The organism is Actinomadura rugatobispora (genome assembly GCF_042656285.1).
Taxonomy (GTDB): domain Bacteria; phylum Actinomycetota; class Actinomycetes; order Streptosporangiales; family Streptosporangiaceae; genus Spirillospora; species Spirillospora rugatobispora.
The window spans coordinates 49,944-68,495 of sequence record NZ_JBHSON010000003.1; the positions used below are offsets into that span (position 1 = coordinate 49,944).

The 18,552-nt window shown below is 74.5% G+C and carries 15 protein-coding genes; 8 read left to right on the forward strand and 7 right to left on the reverse strand.

The genetic code is table 11. From position 1 onward, the window contains the following. Nucleotides 1-168: 168 nt before the first annotated feature. Entirely contained in the window at nucleotides 169-4,623 is a 4,455-nt protein-coding gene (locus ACFPZN_RS02485) for an Hsp70 family protein (protein WP_378279675.1), read from the forward strand. On the opposite strand, the gene ACFPZN_RS02490 is transcribed toward ACFPZN_RS02485, so the two are convergent. Beyond that, nucleotides 4,613-5,029, reverse strand: a complete 417-nt coding sequence (locus ACFPZN_RS02490; RefSeq protein WP_378279677.1) for a nuclear transport factor 2 family protein — start codon at nucleotides 5,027-5,029, stop codon at nucleotides 4,613-4,615. The genes ACFPZN_RS02485 and ACFPZN_RS02490 overlap by 11 nt on opposite strands. Nucleotides 5,030-5,089: 60 nt before the next feature. After that, on the reverse strand, nucleotides 5,090-5,773 hold the full coding sequence (locus tag ACFPZN_RS02495) for a TetR/AcrR family transcriptional regulator (protein ID WP_378279679.1): 684 nt from the start codon (nucleotides 5,771-5,773) through the stop codon (nucleotides 5,090-5,092). A 123-nt stretch (nucleotides 5,774-5,896) separates the two neighbouring features. Here ACFPZN_RS02495 and ACFPZN_RS02500 point away from each other — a divergent pair, with 123 nt between their 5' ends. The 4 genes from ACFPZN_RS02500 to ACFPZN_RS02515 all read left to right on the forward strand — a co-directional run bounded on the left by ACFPZN_RS02500 (nucleotide 5,897) and on the right by ACFPZN_RS02515 (nucleotide 9,327). After that, nucleotides 5,897-6,913, forward strand: coding sequence for an NAD(P)H-dependent amine dehydrogenase family protein (locus ACFPZN_RS02500; protein ID WP_378279681.1), 1,017 nt, complete (start codon nucleotides 5,897-5,899; stop codon nucleotides 6,911-6,913). Between the two features lie 127 nt (nucleotides 6,914-7,040). Beyond that, nucleotides 7,041-7,613, forward strand: a complete 573-nt coding sequence (locus ACFPZN_RS02505) for a PASTA domain-containing protein (RefSeq protein ID WP_378279683.1) — start codon at nucleotides 7,041-7,043, stop codon at nucleotides 7,611-7,613. Beyond that, on the forward strand, nucleotides 7,610-8,509 hold the full coding sequence (locus ACFPZN_RS02510; RefSeq protein ID WP_378279685.1) for a hypothetical protein: 900 nt from the start codon (nucleotides 7,610-7,612) through the stop codon (nucleotides 8,507-8,509). The genes ACFPZN_RS02505 and ACFPZN_RS02510 overlap by 4 nt, the downstream gene beginning before the upstream one ends. A gap of 137 nt (nucleotides 8,510-8,646) precedes the next feature. After that, complete coding sequence (locus ACFPZN_RS02515; protein WP_378279687.1) at nucleotides 8,647-9,327, forward strand: sensor histidine kinase; 681 nt, start codon at nucleotides 8,647-8,649, stop codon at nucleotides 9,325-9,327. Nucleotides 9,328-9,340: 13 nt separating this feature from the next. Here the strand turns inward: ACFPZN_RS02515 and ACFPZN_RS02520 are convergent, their stop codons facing one another. Further along, nucleotides 9,341-10,696, reverse strand: coding sequence for a protein kinase domain-containing protein (locus ACFPZN_RS02520; protein WP_378279689.1), 1,356 nt, complete (start codon nucleotides 10,694-10,696; stop codon nucleotides 9,341-9,343). A 95-nt stretch (nucleotides 10,697-10,791) separates the two neighbouring features. Between ACFPZN_RS02520 and ACFPZN_RS02525 the strand changes: the two genes are divergently transcribed. Beyond that, nucleotides 10,792-11,493 carry a DUF429 domain-containing protein gene (locus ACFPZN_RS02525; protein ID WP_378279691.1) on the forward strand — a complete coding sequence of 234 codons (702 nt, stop codon included), beginning with the start codon at nucleotides 10,792-10,794 and terminating at the stop codon, nucleotides 11,491-11,493. A gap of 24 nt (nucleotides 11,494-11,517) precedes the next feature. Here the strand turns inward: ACFPZN_RS02525 and ACFPZN_RS02530 are convergent, their stop codons facing one another. Next, the gene (locus ACFPZN_RS02530; protein ID WP_378279693.1) at nucleotides 11,518-11,955 is read right to left on the reverse strand and encodes a VOC family protein; all 438 of its coding nucleotides are present in this window, start codon (nucleotides 11,953-11,955) and stop codon (nucleotides 11,518-11,520) included. Nucleotides 11,956-12,145: 190 nt separating this feature from the next. Here ACFPZN_RS02530 and ACFPZN_RS02535 point away from each other — a divergent pair, with 190 nt between their 5' ends. Next, nucleotides 12,146-13,105: a helix-turn-helix transcriptional regulator gene (locus tag ACFPZN_RS02535; protein ID WP_378279695.1), complete on the forward strand. Its 960-nt coding sequence runs from the start codon at nucleotides 12,146-12,148 to the stop codon at nucleotides 13,103-13,105. 16 nt (nucleotides 13,106-13,121) lie between these two features. Here ACFPZN_RS02535 and ACFPZN_RS02540 read toward each other — a convergent pair whose 3' ends face one another. Continuing rightward, a complete protein-coding gene (locus ACFPZN_RS02540; RefSeq protein WP_378279697.1) occupies nucleotides 13,122-14,153 on the reverse strand; it encodes an LLM class flavin-dependent oxidoreductase in 1,032 nt (343 codons plus the stop codon). Between the two features lie 65 nt (nucleotides 14,154-14,218). Here ACFPZN_RS02540 and ACFPZN_RS02545 point away from each other — a divergent pair, with 65 nt between their 5' ends. Continuing rightward, nucleotides 14,219-15,535: an NtaA/DmoA family FMN-dependent monooxygenase gene (locus tag ACFPZN_RS02545; RefSeq protein ID WP_378279699.1), complete on the forward strand. Its 1,317-nt coding sequence runs from the start codon at nucleotides 14,219-14,221 to the stop codon at nucleotides 15,533-15,535. Nucleotides 15,536-15,584: 49 nt separating this feature from the next. On the opposite strand, the gene ACFPZN_RS02550 is transcribed toward ACFPZN_RS02545, so the two are convergent. Both ACFPZN_RS02550 and ACFPZN_RS02555 read right to left on the reverse strand, forming a co-directional pair. Next, on the reverse strand, nucleotides 15,585-16,847 hold the full coding sequence (locus ACFPZN_RS02550; protein WP_378279701.1) for an acyl-CoA dehydrogenase family protein: 1,263 nt from the start codon (nucleotides 16,845-16,847) through the stop codon (nucleotides 15,585-15,587). After that, a complete protein-coding gene (locus tag ACFPZN_RS02555; protein WP_378279703.1) occupies nucleotides 16,844-18,550 on the reverse strand; it encodes a dipeptide ABC transporter ATP-binding protein in 1,707 nt (568 codons plus the stop codon). Before ACFPZN_RS02555 ends, ACFPZN_RS02550 begins: the two co-directional genes overlap by 4 nt. Nucleotides 18,551-18,552 lie beyond the last annotated feature (2 nt).

Consider the following 18,552-nt stretch of genomic DNA (forward strand, 5'->3'; position numbering starts at 1 on the left):
GCGGGATACCGCACCCCCGCCCGCACTAAACCGGGCGGCCACCGCGCTCCGCCCCGGCCGCGCTCGATCATCCGGGATGTCGATCTGTACGCAAATACTTAGGTTTGACCGGCAGGTCTCTCTAGCATGTTGGCGACCGGTCTGTCGGGGTGCCTGGGAGGCAGAGCGATGCCGTTGCTCGACTGGGGTGGGGAGCGGCGTCTCCGCCGGCTGGAGGCGGCGTTCGCGGGCGCGGCACCGACCGGCAAGCGGCTGGAGAAGGCGGCCCGCGACTACGGCCGCCTCCTGATCGAGGCGCTGCGCGAGCAGCCGTCGCTGGCGCGCCGCCTGTTCAGCGACTACGACGCCCGCTTCCCCGGCGAGGTCCACGCTCCGGCCTTCCCCCAAGAGCAGCGGGATCTGCTGGCGGGGTTCGCGTCCGGCCGCGATCTCGACGTCCTGACCGTGACGTTCGAGCTGGCGACCCGGCTCGGCCTGGCGGACACGGCGCGGCAGGCCCGCGACGGGACGGCCTCGCTGCTGGGCGCGCAGGGCGACGCCGACCGGCTGGTGACCCGGCTCGACCGCTGGCGGGAACTGGACGTCCTCGACCGGGAGACCCTCGCCGCCGCGCTGCGCGCCCATCTGAAGAGCGCGCCCCTCGGCCGGGACGAGCAGCTGTGGACGGCGTTCTTCGCCGGACTGCCCGAGTCCTCGCTGCCCGATCTGTTCGAGGTGCACGCCTTTCTCGGCCACGGCGAGCGGGCCGTCCACCTCGCGGACACGGCCGCGCGGCGCCGCCAGGCGCTGGACGGTTGCCTGCGGTCGCCGCGCGTCGACGATGTCCGGGCCGGGATCGCGCTGGCCCGCCGCGAGGGCGACGAGGCCCTGCCCGCCCTGGAGGGACGCGCGGGCGAGCTGCTGTTCGACCGCGGCGAGCACGAGGAGGCGCTGCCGCACTTCCGGGCCGCCGGGCTGCGGGACCGGGAGAGCGAATGCCACGAGCGGCTGGGGCGTCTCCACGAGGCCCTGGCCACCTGCCCCCTTGATCGGCCCGACCGGCTCGGACGGCTCGCCGCGGCGTCCTGGCCCGAGATCGACGCGCTGGTCGGACGGGCGGAGTACACCGAGGCGGCCCGGCGCGCGCGGGCCGTGGTCGCCCGCCTGGAGGAGGTGACCGAGCCCGCCGAGGAGATCGCCGGGCGGCTCCGGGACTCCTCCGCCCGGCGCGAGGCCGTCGTCATGACCGGCCGCCGGCACTTCGCCGGACAAGCCGAGCGGGCCGCGTCCGAAGAGGCCACGGAGGCGGTCCACCAGGAGTGGAGCCGCTTCGAGGAGAGCGCGGGCGAGCTGTTCGCCGCCGCCGAGCAGGCCGAGCGGGCCGCCGATCTCTACCGGGCGCACGGCCTCTACCTCAAGGCCGGGCGGCCCGGCGACGCCGAGCGCGTCCTCCGGGACGACCCCGGCGGCTGGCGGGCCCGCGCCGACGCGCGCGAGGCGGGCGGGGACGTCGTGGGAGCGGCCGAACTGCACGCGGAGGCGGGCGCGCTGGAGGCGGCGGCCGACCTCTACCTGCGCGCCGGCCGGCCCGCCGAGGCGGCCCGCTGCCTGATCGCGAGCCTCGGGGACGACGCGGTCGAGGACGACCGGCTCATCGAGGCGCTGCGCCGTTCGGGCGCCACCGAACGGCTGGCCGAGCTGTGCCTGCGCGCGGTCGAGCGCAAGGGGCGGGCCACCGCGGGCTTCGAGGAGCTCCGGCGGCTGAGTGACGGCTCCCTGCTGCCCCCGCACCTGGAGGCCGAGGTCCGGCGGGCCCTGGAGACGCTCGGCGCCCAGGGCCGCGGGCCGTTCGAGGACGGCGCCGCGGCCTGGCTGGCCCGGGCGCGCGAGGAGGTCGACGCCCGCTACGCCCGCATCTGGGCGCTGGACCTGGGCACCACGACCTGCGCCGTCGCGATCTACGACGGCGAGACCGGGGAGCCGGTGCTCTGCCGCTGGAAGGGCCGCCCGTTCTTCGCCTCGACCCTCACCGTCGACGAGGACGGCAACGAGCGGGTCGGCGTGTCCGGGGAGGAGGTCCTCGCGGGCTGGGTGAAGGGCTTCATCGGCGCCGCCAAGCGGCGCATCGGCGGGGCCACCAAGTACCGGATGCGCGACCGCGTCTACCGGACCGAGGAGGTGGCGGCCCGCCTGATCGCCCATGCCCGGCGCATGGTGGAGGACTTCCTGGCCGAGCGCGTCCTGGAACGGGCGGGCGAGCTGGCCCGCGCCGAGCTCGGCGAGGTCCGGAGCGAGTGGCTGGACTGGCTGGCCGACGAGCACGACCCGCGGCTGACGCGCCCCCGGGCGATCCTGACCATCCCCGCCTTCTTCCGCAACAACCAGAAGCAGGCCACCCGCAACGCCTGCCGGATCGCCGGGGTGGAGCTGGAACGGCTCATCCACGAGCCGACCGCCGCCTGCATCGCCGCGGCCCGCCAGCGGCGGCTGACCGGCGAGGTCGTGGTGGTCGACCTCGGCGCCGGGACGCTCGACCTCAGCGCGCTGTCGGTCGAGGACGACGTCTACGAGGTCCACCAGGTGACCGGCGACAACGGGTTCGGGGGCAAGGACTTCGACGCCGTCATCGCCGAGGCCGTGGAGCGGCGGCTCGCGCGCGACGGCGTCCGGGTGCCGGAGAAGGGCAAGGAGCGGCTGCGGTTCGAGATCGCGGTCGAGTACCTGAAGATCAGCCTCTCGGACCAGCCGTACGCCGCCTACCCGCTGCCGGGTTTCAACGGCGACCCCGGCTTCCGCCTGGAACTGGGCCGGGACGAGCTGGCCGAGATCCTCGCCGGCCCCCTGCGGACCCTCCGCGAGACCTGCGAGCGGCTCAAGAAGTCCCTCCTGGACCGTCCCGAGCATCTGGTGCTGGTCGGCGGGCCGATGCTCGCACCGCAGGTCGCGGGGGTGGTCGAGGACGTCTTCGGGCTGCGCCGGAAGGTGCTGGCCGATCCGCGGACCGCGGTGGCCGTCGGCGCCGCCTTCCAGGCCGCCGTGCTCAGCGGCGTCCACGGCAGACAGGTGCTCATCGACGTGACGCCGCTGGCGCTCGGCCTGCTCGTCGCGCCGTCGCCGGGCGAAGAGGAGTTCTCCTCGCTCATCGAGGCCAACACCTCCATCCCGACCCAGCGGCAGGGCACCTACACCACCACCCGGGACGACCAGGACGTGGTGCTCATCCAGATCTACAACGGGGACCTGCGCCCCGCGTCGAAGATCGGGGAGTTCCAGCTGGGCGACATCGCGCCCGCCCCCAAGGGCGAGCCGGAGATCGAGGTGACCTTCGCCATCGACAGCAGCTGCGTCCTGGAGGTCACGGCCAGGGACCGGCTGACCGGCAACCGCAACTCCATCAAGGTGGCCGACACGACCCTGCTCTCCCCCGGCGAGATCGCGCGGATGACCGAGCGGCACCGGCGGCAGGTCGAACGGGAGGCCCGGCGCCGCCGGCTGGCGGAGCTGCGTGAGGAGCTGACCGCACTGGTCGGGGAGGCCCGCCGCGGCGACGCCGAGCCGCTGTTCAGGGAGTTCCGCGGGCGGCTGGAGGGCCACCGCACGTCCCGGGCCCGCCTGGATCCCGGCACCGAGCGGGTGCTCGCCGAGATCTACAGCCCGGCCGCCACGGAGCTGGAGACCGAGCTGCTGTCGGCGCGGGCGCCGCTGCTCGACCTCGCCGCCAAGGCGGAGGAGTACCTGGCCGGCCAGGCCGGTCAGGACGAGCGGGCAGAACCGGCCGACCCCGCCGAAGGGGAGCACCTGCGGACCCGCCTGGCCGACCACCTCGAACGCGTACGCCCCGGGCTGGCGAAGGTCACGCTGTGGAACAGCGTCCTGGCCAGGGTCGCCGCCCTGGAGGCCGACCCGCTCCTGCGGTTCCGCGGGCACCACGCCGCCGGCGACCACGTCCGCGCCCTCGAAGCCCTGGCCGAGCTGGACGAGCCGCCGGCCGGGCCCGACGACGTGCGCCGCCACCTGCACTGCCTGGCCGAGACCGGCGCCGCCGCCGAGTACCGCCGCACGCTCGCCGCCAACGCGGAACGGCTGGGGACCGCCGTCCTCGACCCGGCCCGGCCGGAGGAGTTCCTGCGGCGGATCGGGCCCGCGCTCCTGCGGGTGCCCTCAGGCGGCGGCGGTTTCCTGATCTCCGACCGCCTCGTGCTCACCGGCCGCCCTGCCCAGGACGGACAGGCCGTCGAGACGGGCACCGGCGTCCCGCTCCAGGTCGGGCACGTGTTCACGCCCGACTCCCCCCACCTGAACGCGGCCCTGCTCCAGCTGGCCGAGCCCGTGCCGTCGCCGCCGCTCCGGCTCGGCCACGCCAAGCTCGTCCGCATCGGCGACCCGGTCCACATCGTCTCCGGCGGGTCTCTCGTCTCCGGGGTCGTCGACGCCTTCGAGTCGTTCCCGGAGCAGGACCTGAACCTCTACCGCGTGGGACTGCGCGTGCCGCCCGGAAGCGCCGGCGGCCCGCTGCTCAACGAGGTCGGCGAGGTGATCGGCGTCCTGTCCGCCCCGGCCCGCTCCGAGCGAGCGTCCTTCGCGATCACGATCGACACCCTCGCCCCGCTCCTGACCAGCGCCGGTTTCGGCCTCACCGGCTAGCGGGGGCCGGGACGTCGTCCACCCGCAGGCGGGTGACCTTGGAGGAGGAGATGCGCCAGACGCCGCCGGCCTTGACGTAGGTCTCGTGGTAGTGGCCGTAGCCGTGCATCTCGCTGCCGTCCGGCCAGCGGAGCATGTCCTTCATCGCCCAGATGCCCGTCGCCGTGGTCGGCGAGGTCAGCTCGATCTCCGGCATGTGGCCGGCGTGCACCGTGGGCCGGTCGCCCAGCACCTCCTGGAGGAAGGCGATGAACGCGTCGGCCCCCGTGATGACGCCGCCGCCCGAATCGGTCGTGTCGATGGTCACGTCGTCGGTGAAGACCTGCCGCATCCCGGCCCAGTCCTTGGTGTCCATCGTCCGGAAGTAGCGCGCCTTCAACTGCTTGATCGCTTCGAGGTCGTCCATGGCACAGCCTCCCTGTCGATCTCTGCTGGGCATCTGCCTAGCACCGGGGCGGGCGCCCGGTCAAGATCGCGGCGTCTCCAGCGCGACGCCGCAGCCGGCCAGGTACGCCAGGATGTCGCGGCTCACCACCTCGGCGAAGCCGCGGTCGCCGTACTCGCCGACCGCCCAGTGCCGGGCACCGGTCTCCATGAGCGACTGGGCGACCCGCGCCACGTGCAGGACGTCCAGGCCGGGCGGCAGCCTGCCGTCCGCGGCGGCGCGCTCCAGGAGTTCCAGGAACATGAACCTGGTCGCGTGGTGCTCGTCCGAGCGGCCCTCGGCCAGGGCCCGGTGCTCCGCCCGGTGGCCCTCCAGGATGGTCTCGATGATGAGGTCCCGGGGGCTGCGGCTCATCCTCCGCTCCAGCGCGGCCAGGATCTCGACGATCACCTCCGCCAGGTCGTAGGGCCCGCCGAGCAGCTCCCGCATCGTCGTGCGCGCCTCCCGCGTGGAGACCACCCCGGCCTCCAGCAGGGCGTCCTCCTTGCGCGGGAAGTAGAAGTAGAACAGCGCCTTGGAGACCCCGGCGGCCTGGCAGATGTCGGCGACGGTGGTGTCGGCGAAGCCCTTGGTCCGCCACAGCGCGATCGCCGCCTGCGCCAGCGAGCGCTTCGTCTCGCGGGACCGGGACTGGGTCAGGTTGGCACGGCGCTGACCGTGGTCAGCACGGCCCCCAGGACGAGCCGTCGGCGTATCGCTCTCCACAGCCCACAGAATACCCATGTCACCGGGCCACAAAATGTTGACCGAGGTCAGATTTTCGGCTTACGCTCGCCCGGAGGCCGGATGCCGGCGGCTCCGGCGGGCGCGAGGCGAAGGAGAATCGGCATGGCGATCCGTGTGGTTCAGTGGACGACGGGCGGCGTGGCCAAGGCCGCGGTGCGGGCCGTGCTCAAGCACCCCGAGCTGGAGCTGGCCGGCTGCTTCGCGTGGAGCCCCGAGAAGGCGGGCAAGGACGTCGGCGAGCTGCTCGGCACCGGCCCGCTCGGCATCACCGCGACCGCGGAGATCGACGACATCGTCGCCCTCAAGCCCGACGTGGTCCTGTACATGCCCCTGCTCTGGGACATCGACGCGATGGTGCGCCTGCTGGAAGCGGGCATCAACGTCATCTCCACGGCGAACTTCATCACCGGCCACTCCTACGGCGACGCGGAGATGGAGCGGCTGCACTCCGCCGCCCGGCGCGGCGGCGCCTCGCTCTACGGCACGGGCATCAGCCCGGGGCTGATCGGCGCGATCGCGCTCACCGCCGCCTCCGCCTGCCGGGAGGTGGAGCGGATCTCCATCTTCGAGGCCTCGGACTGCTCCCACTACGCCTCGGAGGAGACCTGGTCGGCGCTCGGTTTCGGGAAGGCCCCCGACACCCCCGGCATCGGCGACCTGGCCCGCGAGCGCCAGCTGGTGTTCATGGACGCCGTCGAGGTCGTCGCCAAGGCCCTCGGCGTGGAACTGGACGAGGTGCGCTACGACCCGCAGTTCGGCGTCGCCGCCGAGGACATCGACCTGGGCTGGATGCGGCTCCCCCAGGGCACGGTGTGCGGGATCAACGGAATCTGGAAGGGCATCGTCGGCGGCCGGACGCTCATCGAGATCGGCCTGCTGTGGCGGCTCGGCGACGCCATGGAGCCGAACTGGCCCATCGAGGAGGGGCACCGCGTGGAGATCGTGGGCGTGCCCGGCGTCCGGATGCGGGTGGAGTACCTCGACCCCGACGACGCCGTCGACCGCAACGCCCACACCGCCAACCCCGCCGTCAACGCGATCCCCGCGGTCGTCGCCGCCGCGCCGGGACTGGTCACGGTGGACGAGCTGCCCCTCATCACCGCCGGCTCGGTCGCCTGACCCCCGCCCCGCGCGAGGGGTGACCACTAACGGTCACCCCTCGATCACATCCGCGTCTGGTCAGCGCGGTTCGCCGAGCGGATTATCCCTACGGGGGCCCGATCCGCGGGCGAACGGGGAGGCCGGCATGGCGACCGTGCGAGCGCTGCCACCGATTCTCATTCTTGTGCTCACGCTCTCGTTCACCGCGTCCGCCTGCGGTGACGGTGGCGGTGCGCTGTCGACCGAACCGGGCGGAAGGGGCGGCGGGCAGGCCCCGGGCGCGCCCGGCGGTGAGGCCGGCGGCGCCGGAGGCGGGGGCGGCGGCGGGTCGGGAGGCGGCGGCAACGCGCCCGGCGCGCCCTTCAAGATGCCGGACATCAACCTCAACGGGAAACCGATCGAGCAAGTCCTGGCGTTCGCAAGGGCCTATTTCCGGGACAAGTGCCGTGCCGCCGGACGATCGGACACCTGCGTCACCGTGGTGGCCCGGCCTGGCCCCAACCAGCAGTACCCCGACTGCATCTACCTGGAGACCGACCCGCCCGAGGGAGAGACGGTCCAGCCGGGAGAGACCGTGACCCTGATCACCGGCGGGCGGCCCGGAGAAGGCGACGAGCTGTGCAGCGAGGGGCCGTCACCGGACGGGTCGCCGCCGGTCACCGACACCGATCCCCCCACCGATCCCCCGGTCGCGCCCAGCGGCGAGCCGAGTTCGTGACGGCGACGGGCGCCCCTCCGCCGGAGACGCCCCAGGCGTCCGGGCTGCGGCGGTTCGGCACCTCGCTGGGGGCCGTCGTCGGGCCGACCACCCTGCTCACCGCGCTGCTCTACTACTTCGGGTGGTCGCACGCCTACTGGTTCTTCAACTACTTCGGCGTGCACTCGACCGCCCTCGGGCTGACCACGACCGACTACCTGCTCCGCAGCCTGGACGCGCTGTTCGCGCCGCTGACGGTGACGGCCTGCGGCGCGCTCGTCGTCTTCTGGGCGCACACCGAGCTCCGCGCCCGGCTGACGGCGGGGCCGCGGCCCCGGCTGATGCGCGTGCTGCGCGTCTGCATGGCGGCCGCCGGGCTGGTGCTCGCCTCGGCCGGCCTGGTGAGCGCCTTCACCACGACGCCGCTGACCCGCTTCCTGGTCGTGCCGCCGCTGGCATTGGGGGGCGGGGTGCTGCTCCTGGCGTACGCCAACCACCTGCACCGCCGCCCGGAGGGCCCGGCCGCGGTCGTCGAGTGGATCGTGGTGTTCACGCTGGTCTCGCTGAGCCTGTTCTGGGCGGCGCAGCTCTACTCGTCCGCCGTCGGCGAGGGCCGGGCCCGCCGGTACGTGGCGAACCTGGCCGACTACCCGGACGTGGTGATCTACAGCGAGAAGAGCCTGCGGATCACCGCGCCGGGCGTCCGGGAGGTCCGCTGCGCGGAGCCCGCGTCGGCCTACCGGTTCCGGTACGACGGGCTGAAGCTGGTGATCCGGTCCGGGGACCAGTACGTCTTCCTGTCCCGGGCCTGGACGCGGCGCAACGGGACGGCCATCCTGCTGCCGCGCGCCTCCTCGTTCCGGCTGGAGTTCCTCCCGACGACCTCGCGCGGCACCGTCCCGGCCCCCGCCTGCTGATCTCCTGCTCCCCGGCCGCGCATCCCCCGCGAGAGCTAAGAAAACCGTCCATCAGCGGGTGACCCGCGGACGAGCCCGTCTTCCTAACCTTGCGTGTGGCCGCCGAACGGCCGCGGCCGTAGCGACGGAGGTCCCCCATGAGCACGACGCCCACGGAGGTGGCCACGAACGCCGAGCGGGCCCGCATCGCCCGCGAGCTGCACGATGTCGTGATCCACCGCGTCACCGCCATGGTCGTCCAGGCGGACGCGGCGCAGTTCCTCGTCCGCACCGCGCCCGACCGCGCCGCCGAGGGGCTCGCGGCCATCAGCGGCACCGGGCGGCGGGCGCTGGCGGAGCTGCGCTCGCTGCTCGGGGTGCTGGAGGCGACCAGCGTGTCGGCGGCGGGCGGCGGGCGGGCGCCCGCCCTGGGCAAGGTGGGAGACCTCGTCGAACAGGCCCGGCTGTCCGGCCAGCCCGTCGCGTGGACCGAGCATGGCGAACCCCGGCCGCGGGCCGTGGACGTGGAACTGGCCGCCTACCGGGTGGTTCAGGAGGCGCTCACCAACGCGATCAAGCACGCGACCGGGCGGCCGACCGCGGTGGAACTCCGGCACGGCGACGAGCACATCGAGATCGAGGTGACCACCGAAGGCCCTTCCGGCACCGCGCCGAAGCCGCGGAAACCGCTCCCGGCGGGGGGACGAGGGTTGAACGGCCTGCGCGAACGGATGCGGATGCTCGATGGCGATCTCGTGGCCGGCGCCCTGCCCGGCGGCGGATTCAGCGTCCGGGCCGTGATCCCGTGCCGGCCCGTCCAGGAGGGCGGCCACGACTGACGACCGTCGCGGGTCAGAGGGCCTTGCCGAGAGCCTCGCGGAAGTCGGCGGCGGTGGAGAAGCCGATGGCGGGGCGTTCCCGAAGGGCGTGGTCGACCACCTCGGCGAGGGCCTTCGGGACGCCGGGCGCCCGGTCGCGGACGGGCACCGCCGGGTCCTGCAGGACGATCTGCCACGGGTCCTTCAGGACCGAGAAGTCGCGCGGGGTGTAGCCCGTGAGCAGCCAGTAGAGGCTGGCGGCCATCGACCACACGTCGACATCGGGCCCCGCGTTCTTGAAGTTGACGACCTGCTGGCGCGGCATGAACCGCGGCTTGCCCGCCGCGCTGCCCGTCCGGGTGAGGCCGCTCAGACCGGCCTGGTCGAACGCCTTGGCCAGGCCGAAGTCGCACAGCTTGGCGACCCCGCCGTGCAGCAGGATGTTCTGCGGGCTGAGGTCGCGGTGGACGACGCCCTGCCGGTGCGCGTGGTCGAGGCCGTCCAGCGCCTGCAGGATGTGGCCGACCGCGTCGTCCAAGGGAAGGGCCCCCGCCCCGAACCGGTCGATGCTGCCGTCCGCGCAGTACTCCATGGTGAAGAAGAAGATGTCGTCCGCGCTGCCGTAGGCGTGCAGGCGGGCGATGTTGGGGTGGCGCAGGCTCCCGGTCAGCTCGACCTCGCGGAGGAACCGCCGGCGCGCGGCGGCACTGGCGGCGACCCGGGGCAGCATCACCTTGAGGGCCAGGTCGGCGCCCTGCGGGTCGCGGGCGCGGAAGACGGCGCCCATGCCGCCCCGGCCCAGTTCGCCGACCAGGGTGCAGCCGTCGAGCGCGGCGAGCTCGGGGTCGTCGCCGGCCTCGTCCAGCAGGTGGCGGACGACGATGCCGGGATCGTCCCGGCAGGCTCCGCACAGGCGCTCCGCGGTGGAACGCCCGCACACGGCGCATCCCGCGCCGCGCGCCCCGCGCGGCTCGTCCAGTTCGAGCGTCTCGCGCCTCCGGGGCGGTTCGCCCGGCGCGGGCTCGGGGACGTCGATCCGGACGCGCATGACGGTGTCGCCGAGCTCGATCTCGTCGCCGTCGCGCAGGTCGTGCTCGGGGTAGTGGCCGCCGGCGCCTTCCTCGGGAGTCAGCCCCTCCGCCCGCTGCCCGATCTTGACGCCGTTGACGAAGGTGCCGTTGCGGCTGCCGAAGTCGCGGACGCGGACGTCCGGCGGGTTGATGTCGAGCAGGCAGTGGTGCCGGGAGATCGTGCGGTGCTCCCGGTCGTTGGGCAGCCGCGGCGAGCAGTCCGCCGCGCGCCCCATGACGCACGTGTCCCGCTCGCCGAACGCGAACTCCTCCCCGCGCAGCGCGCCGGACACCACGACCAGCGTGACGGTCGCCGTCATCGTGCCTCTTCCCCCGGTCGGTCGTCGTTCGCCCCGGACCATCCTGCCAAGATCGGCCGGGACCGGTCGCGCCCTTTCCTTGACACGATGGGGGAATGGACGACGTTCGCGTGCTGGGCGTGGACGCGTGCAGGAACGGCTGGCTCGGCATCGTGCTCGGCGGGGGCGCGCCGGCCGCCCATCACGCCCGTGCGATCGGTGACCTGGTCGCCGCGGCCGCCGGGCGCGCGCCGCTCGACGTGGTCGCGATCGACATCCCGATCGGCCTGCCCGACACCGGCCGGCGGCAGGCCGACCTGCGCGCCCGCGAAGCGGCCCGGCCCCGGTGGCAGTCGGTCTTCATGACCCCGGTCAGGCAGGCCCTCGCGGCCCCCGACCTCGCGTCCGCGAACGCCAGGAGCCGCGAGATCAACGGCACCGGCATCTCCGCCCAGGCCTACGCGCTCAGGACCGGCATCCTGCAGGTCGACGCGTGGGTCCGCGAGACCCGGCTCCGCGTGGCCGAGGCGCATCCGGAAGTGAGCTTCGCCAGGATGGCCGAGCTCTCCGGCCGCCCTCCCGTCGCCGGCAAGAAGTCATGGGCGGGCGCGCACCAGCGGATGGCGCTGCTCGCCGCGCACGGCATCACGCTACCCGCCGACCTCGGCGGGCCCGGGGCCGCCGCCGGGGTGGACGACGTGCTGGACGCCGCGGCCGCCGCGTGGACCGCCCGCCGCATCGCGCGCGGCGACGCCGAGTGCATGCCCGATCCGCCCGAGGTGTTCTCCGACGGCCTGCCCTGCGCCATCTGGGTCTGAGACCCGCGCCCGCCGGCCGGCCGGTCAGTCGAGGCAGAACTCGTTGCCCTCGGGGTCGGTCATCACGATGTGGCCGGCGCCGAGCGGGGGCGCGGGCTCGTGGCGCCGGATCCGGACGGCGCCGTGCGTCGCGAGCCGCTCGGCCTCCGTCTCCAGGGCCGCCATCCGCGTGTCGCCCTCCAGCCCGGGGGCGGCCCGCACGTCGAGGTGGACGCGGTTCTTGGCCTGCTTGCCCTCGGGCACCTTCTGGAAGAACAGCCGCGGCCCGGTGCCCTCAGGGTCGACCACCGCCGAGGCGTCGTTGCGGTTCTCGGGCGGCACCCCCATCGCCTCCAGGGCCTGCTCCCACGACTCGAAGCCCCGGGGCGGGTCCTGCACCCGGTAGCCGAGGGCCTCGGCCCAGAACGCGGCCAGCCCGGCGGGGTCGGCGCAGTCGAAGGTGATCTGGACGTCGCGGGCCATGTCAGCTCGCCTCCCGGCGGTCGGGTCGGTGGGTGTGCGGGTGGAGGTCCCGGAGCAGGCGGACCCCGGCCACATGGTGGATCAGCTCGCGGTCGATGTGAAGCACCTGGTCGGGCATGGGCCCAGCCTGCCGCCAATAGCGGACAGGATCGTTCCGCGATGTTCCGTTGACCTGTGGAACGATGGGCCCGTGACCGTCGAGGCGACCACCGAGCGGGTGCTGCGGCTGCTGGCGCTGCTGCAGCGCCGGCCGTCCTGGACCGCCGCCGAGCTGGCCGCCGAGCTGGGCGTCACCGACCGCTCGGTGCGCCGCGACGTGGAGCGGCTGCGCGCCCTCGGCTACCCCGTGCACGCGACGGCGGGCGTCGGCGGCGGCTACCGGCTCGGCGCGGGCACCCGGCTGCCGCCGCTGCTCCTGGACGACGAGGAGGCGACCGCGACCGCGGTGTCGCTGCGGATGGCGTCGGGCGGCACGGTCGCGGGGGCGGGCGAGGCGGCGCTGCGGGCGCTCGCCAAGCTCGACCAGGTGATGCCGCCCCGGCTGCGCGCCGAGGTGCGGGCGGTGCACGGCGCCACCGACACCCTGGTCGGCCCGGGGGTGGAGATCGACCCGGAACTGCTGGTGACGCTGGCGCGGGCCTGCCGCGACGCGGTGCGGGTGCGGTTCCGGTACGCGGGCCGCGACGGCGCGGAGCGCGAGCGCGCGGTGGAGCCGGTGCGGATGGTCGCCACCGGCCGCCGCTGGTACCTGATGGCCTGGGACGTCGACCGCGACGGCTGGCGCACCTTCCGGCTGGACCGGATGCGCGAGGCGGCGGCGACGACCTGGCGCTTCCGGCCCAGGGAGCACCCCGACCCGGTCGCCTACGTGCAGCGGTCCGTGGCCGAGGCGCCGTACCGGCATCTGGCCCGCGTGCGGCTGCGCGCCCCGGCCGACCGGGTGCGGGAGCTGGTCCCGCCCCAGGTGGGGCGGGTCGAGGACGATCGCGACGGCTGGTGCGTGCTCGTCCTCGGCGGCTTCGACCTGGACTGGCTCGCGGTGCACGTGACCCGGCTGGGCTTCGAGGCGGAGGTGCTGGAGCCTCCGGAACTGCGGGAGACCGCCGCCCTGCTCGCCCGCCGCCTCGCGGCGCTGGCCGGGACCGGCTGACCCGCCCGGCGCGGCGTCAGGTCTGGGGGGCGGGTTCGGGGAACACTCCGGGGCCCTCCGGCAGGAGGTCGGCCGTCCGGGGCAGCCCCAGCCGCGCCCGCAGTGACAGGACGTCGGGACGGTCGCCGCCGCCCAGGTCGGTGGCCAGGCCGATGGCCTCGCCCGGGTCCGCGCCCGCCGGGCGCAGCACGATGCCGTCGGCCGCGCCCGCCGCGTCGATCCGGGTGCGGAGCTCGCCGGCCGCCGTGCCGGGCGCGACGTCGATCACCGTGAACAGCAGCGGGCGCTGCGCCGGGTCGGTGAAGTGGCGGCGCGGGGCCGCGTCGAGCGCCGCCCGCGCGCCCGCCGCCCAGTCGTCCCCCTCCGGGACGATCACGACGTCGGCCACCTCGGCGGCGGCCTCCAGCTCGTCCGGGGCGCTCGCCCACCACGCGACCGGGGACGAGCCCTCGGGCGTCGACGGCAGCGTGAGCGGGCCCGCGGTCGGGAAGACGCCGTCGTGGCCGGCGCGGCGGATGCGGTCCCCGCGCGCGAAGATCCGCCGCTCCCGGTCGGCGACGATCGCGTCGTACGGCCAGGTCTGTTCGAGCTTCTGCACGGCGAGCACCAGGTCCCGCGTCGCCGCGGCCCCCGGCCGCGCGGTGAGCACGGGGCCGCCGCCGTGCGACCGGCCGGCGCCGTCGGCGACGAACGGGTCGGCGGAACCGGCCGCCAGCCCGGTGCGCCCGCGCGAGAGGTGCCCGGCGGACGCGATCCGGCGCGCGAGGTTGTACGGGTGGTCGCGCGCCGGCGACGCGGCGGCGAGAAAGGCCGCGCCGACCGTCCGGCCCGCCAGCACCGCCGTCGCCGTGCTCGGGTCGATCGTGCGCGCGCCGTCCGCCTCCCCGTCCGCCTCCCGGGCGGCGAGGCGGTCGGCGCCGACGACGGTGAACGCCAGGGGCGCCCGGTCGAGCCGCGCGAGGAGGGCGTCGTCCGCGAGCACGGTCAGCGCCTGGTCGCCGGACAGCGCCAGGGCGAGGTGGATCCGCGCGCCGAAGTCCTCTGACATGGGATCTCTCCAATTCTCGATATTATCGATAGACTTAGTGGAGTTTATGAGGGAAAGGGAAGCCCGTGTCCCCACCGCGAACCGGCCATGTCCTGCTCGGCGTCAACGTCCTGGTCCTCGGCTACCTGCCCGCAGCGTGGCAGTCGCCGCGGCTGCCGGACGACGCGTTCGTCGACCCCGGGTACTGGAGCACCATCGGGCGCCTCGCCGAACGCGGCACGCTCGACGCGATCTTCCTCGCCGACGGGCCCGCGCTGGGCGACCCGTCCCACGACGCCAACGCCGGCCGGCTGGAGCCCACGGTCAACTGGGCCCACGTCGCGACCGCGACCGAGCACGTCGGCCTGGTCGTCACCGCGTCCACCACGTTCAACGACCCGTTCGAGCTGGCCGAGCGGCTGCTGTCCCTGGACGTGCTCTCCCGCGGCCGGGCCGGCTGGAACATCGTCACCACCCGGGGCGCGGCGTCCGCCGCCAACTTCGGGCTGCCGGACGTGCCCGCGCGCGACGACCGCTACGACCGCGCCGAGGAGTTCGTCGAGCTCGTGCTCGCCCTGTGGGAGTCCGCTCGCACCGGGCGGACGGTCGCCCACCACGGCGACTTCTTCGACCTGGTCGGCCGGCTGCGGGTGCCGCCGTCGCCGCAGGGACGGCCCGTCCTGCTGCAGGCGGGCGGCTCCCCGAAGGGACGGCGGCTCGCCGGGCGGTTCGCCGAGGGCGTCTTCGCCGCCGAGCTGACCAAGGAGGGCGCGATCGAGCACTACCGGCAGGTCAAGGGGTACGCGGTGGAGTCCGGCCGGAGTCCCGACGACGTCCGGATCCTGCCGGGCCTGCTGCTCAGCCTCGGCAGCACCGAGGAGGAGGCCCGGCGCCGCAGCGACGAACTGCACGACCTCGGCCCGGCCGCCTACTCCACGCAGTGGCTGTCCCAGGCGATCGGCTTCGACGCCTCGACGCTGCCGCTGGACGAGCCCTTCCCCGAGGAGGTCCTCTCCGGCCCCATCGACCGGCAGACCTTCACCGGGAGCATCGGGTTCCGGGAGTCGATCATCAAGCAGATCCGCCGCACCAAGCCGACCGTCCGCGAGTACCTGCGGCAGACCCGCTACACCGGGTCCGGGCACGCGGGGTTCGTCGGGACGCCCGAGCAGCTGGCCGACCACATCGAGGACTGGTTCCGGTCCGGTGCGATCGACGGCTTCAACCTCCAGCCCGACCGCCTCGTCGACGGCCTGGAGGTGATCGTCGACGAGGTCGTGCCGCTGCTGCGGGCGAAGGGGCTGTTCCGTCACGAGTACGAGACCGGGACGCTGCGCGAGCACTTCAGGGCCGCGGCGCCGACGCCCGGCGAGGCCGGGCCGGCGGTCGCGCGGCCCGCCTGACGCGGTCCGCCGGACACCGGGGCCGGGGCGGGTGCCCGCGCATCGCGGGTCAGTCGCCCTGGCCGCCGCGGCCGACGGCCGCCAGGTTCGGGACCGGGTCGGTGCCGTTGACCAGCCAGTCGCCCAGGATGCGCGCCTTGTAGACCCGCGGGTTGTGCGAGGCCAGGGTCCGGGCGTTGCGCCAGTGCCGGTCGAGCAGCAGGGTCTCGGAGACGCCGGAGGCGCCGAGCGCGTCGAAGACCGTCGTCGTCGCCCGCAGCGCCGCGTCGATGATCGCGAGCTGGGCCTGGGCGGTGGCGACCTCGGCCTCCAGGACGCGGCGCTCCCGGGCCTCCTTGTCGCCGGTGCCGAGCGCCTCGGCGACCAGGTCGAGGGTGCGCGACGACCGGGCCAGCGCGGCGCCGGCGGCGAAGGCGTCCACCGACACCTGGCCGATGACCTGGAGCAACTGGGCGTCGGAGGACGGCACCGGGTCCAGCGCCTGCGGGTAGTTGCGGCCGCGCGCCCGCAGCGCGCTCGTCCCGTCGCGCAGGACGGCGCGCGTGATGCCCGCCAGCACCGACAGCATCGCGGTCTGGTAGAAGTGCCCCTGGTAGACGAACCGCTCCCCGGCCGGGAAGACGTCGCCGGCCACCGCGGGCACGTCGGTGTAGTTGGCGCTGCCGCTCGCCGTGGTGCGCTGGCCGAACCCCTTCCAGTCGTCGACGAGTTCCACGCCGGGGTCGTCGCGGCGGACGAGCGCGGTCAGCACCGCGTCCCCGTCGCCCTTCCCGAGGACGTCCAGCCAGTCGGCGTACAGGCTGCCCGTGGCGTAGAACTTGGCGCCGGAGACCAGCCACCGGTCGCCGTCCTCGCGGACGGTGGTCTTGAGGTCGGCGAAGGTCCCGTTATTGGCCTCCGTCCAGCCGCCGCCGACGAACTCGCCGTCCAGGAAGCGGCGCAGCCACCTGTCGTTGGACTCCGACGGCGCGGCGTTGAGCCGGTCCTCGACGAAGGCGAGGTGGTTCCGCCAGATGTGGGCGACGTTGGCGTCCGCCTCGGCGAGGGAGGCCAGCAGCGCGAACGTCTGCTCCAGCGACGCGCCGGACCCGCCGAACTCGACCGGGATCCGGACGGCGCCCAGGCCCGCCTCCTTGAGCCACCCGACCTGCTCGTGCGGAAGGATCCGGTCCCGCTCCCGCGCCACGTTCCCCTCGGCGATCCGGTCGAACACCGGCTGGAACCGGTCGGTGAGCTCGGCGTCGGTGGCCGTGGCCGGCCGCAGGTAGGCCCGCGCCGCCGGGACTGCGGCGGTCGTGTCCGTGGTCGTCATGGTGAACCTTTCGTGCTGGTGGCGGCGGCGCCGATCGGGAGGACGGAGTCGAGGAGGGCGCGGGTGGCCGGGTCCCGTTCCGGAGCGAACAGCTCGCCGGCCGGGAACGTCTCGACCAGCGATCCCTGCCGCATGACCCCGATCCGGTCGCAGACGAACTCGATCACCGCCAGGTTGTGGCCGATGAACAGGTAGGTGAGGTCGAGCTCGTCCTTCAGGTCGAGGAGCAGGTTGAGGATGGTCGCCTGGGTGGACACGTCGAGGGCGGAGGTGGGCTCGTCCAGGATCAGCAGGTCCGGTTCGAGGGCGACGGCCCGCGCGATGCTCACGCGCTGGCGCTGCCCGCCGGAGAACTCGCGGGGGTAGCGGTCGGCGTGGGACGGGTCGAGACCGACCAGTTCCAACGCCCGGCCCGTCAGCGCGGCGGCCTCCTTCCGGTTCGCGGCCTTGCCCAGCCGCACCAGCGGCCGGGCGATCTGGTCGCCCACCTTGACGCGCGGGTTGAGCGCGGTGGCCGCGTCCTGGAACACGTACTGGAAGCGGCGCCGCAGGTCGCGGCGGCCCCCGGCGTCGGCGGCGGCGACGTCGGCGCCGTCGAAGGAGACCGACCCGCCGGTCAGCGGCAGCAGGGCCCCGGCGAGCCGGGCGAGAGTGGACTTGCCCGAGCCGGACTCGCCGATGAGGCCGAACGTCTCGCCCCGCCGGACGCTCAGGGACACCCCGCCGACGGCGCGGACCGTGGCCTTGTGGCGCCCAGTGCCGAGGCCGCCGATCACGAACTCCTTGGACACGTCCCGGAGTTCGAGGATCGGCTCCCCCTTCGCCGTCTTCGGCCCGTCCGGGCGCGGTGTCGCGTGGACGCGCGGCACGGAGGCCGCGCCGCCCAGCAGCCGCCGCTCCCCCTCGGCGCGGCGCCGTCCGATCTCGGGGACCGAGTCGATCAGCGTGCGCGTGTACGGGTGCGACGGCGCGCTCAGCACCTGCCCGGTCTCCCCCGTCTCGACGACCGCGCCCTCGCGCATCACCGCGACCCGCGTGCTGGTGTGCGCGACCACGCCGAAGTCGTGGGTGATCAGCAGGACCGCCGTCCGGGTCTCGGCGGACAGGCCGAGCAGCAGGTCCAGGATCTGCTTCTGGACGGTGGCGTCGAGCGCGGTCGTCGGCTCGTCGGCGATGAGCAGGTCGGGGCCCGACAGCGCGGCGAGCGCGATCATGACGCGCTGCCGCATGCCGCCGCTCAGCTCGTGCGGGTACGAGCGCAGCACGCGGTCCGGATCGTGGATCCCGACGCGCTCCAGCCACGTCCGCGCGACGCCGGCCGCCGCGCTCCGCGAGAGGTCGAGATGGAGGCGGGCCGTGTCGCCGAGCTGGGTGCCGATGGTGAACGACGGGTCGAGCGAGGTCACCGGGTTCTGGAAGATCATTCCGATGCCGGAGCCGCGGTGGAGGTTGAGCCGCCGCTCGGGGAGGCCGACCAGTTCGGTGCCGTGGAACCGGATGCTCCCGGACGTGACGCGCGCGGTGCGCGGCAGCAGGCCGAGGACGGCGGCGGCCGTGACGCTCTTCCCCGACCCGGACTCGCCGACGAGGGCGAGCACCTCGCCGGGCCGGATCTCCAGGTCGACGCCGCGGACCGCGTTGACCACGGCGCCCGGCAGCGCGAAGTCGACGCCGAGGCCCTGCACGGTGAGTACGGGTTTCATAG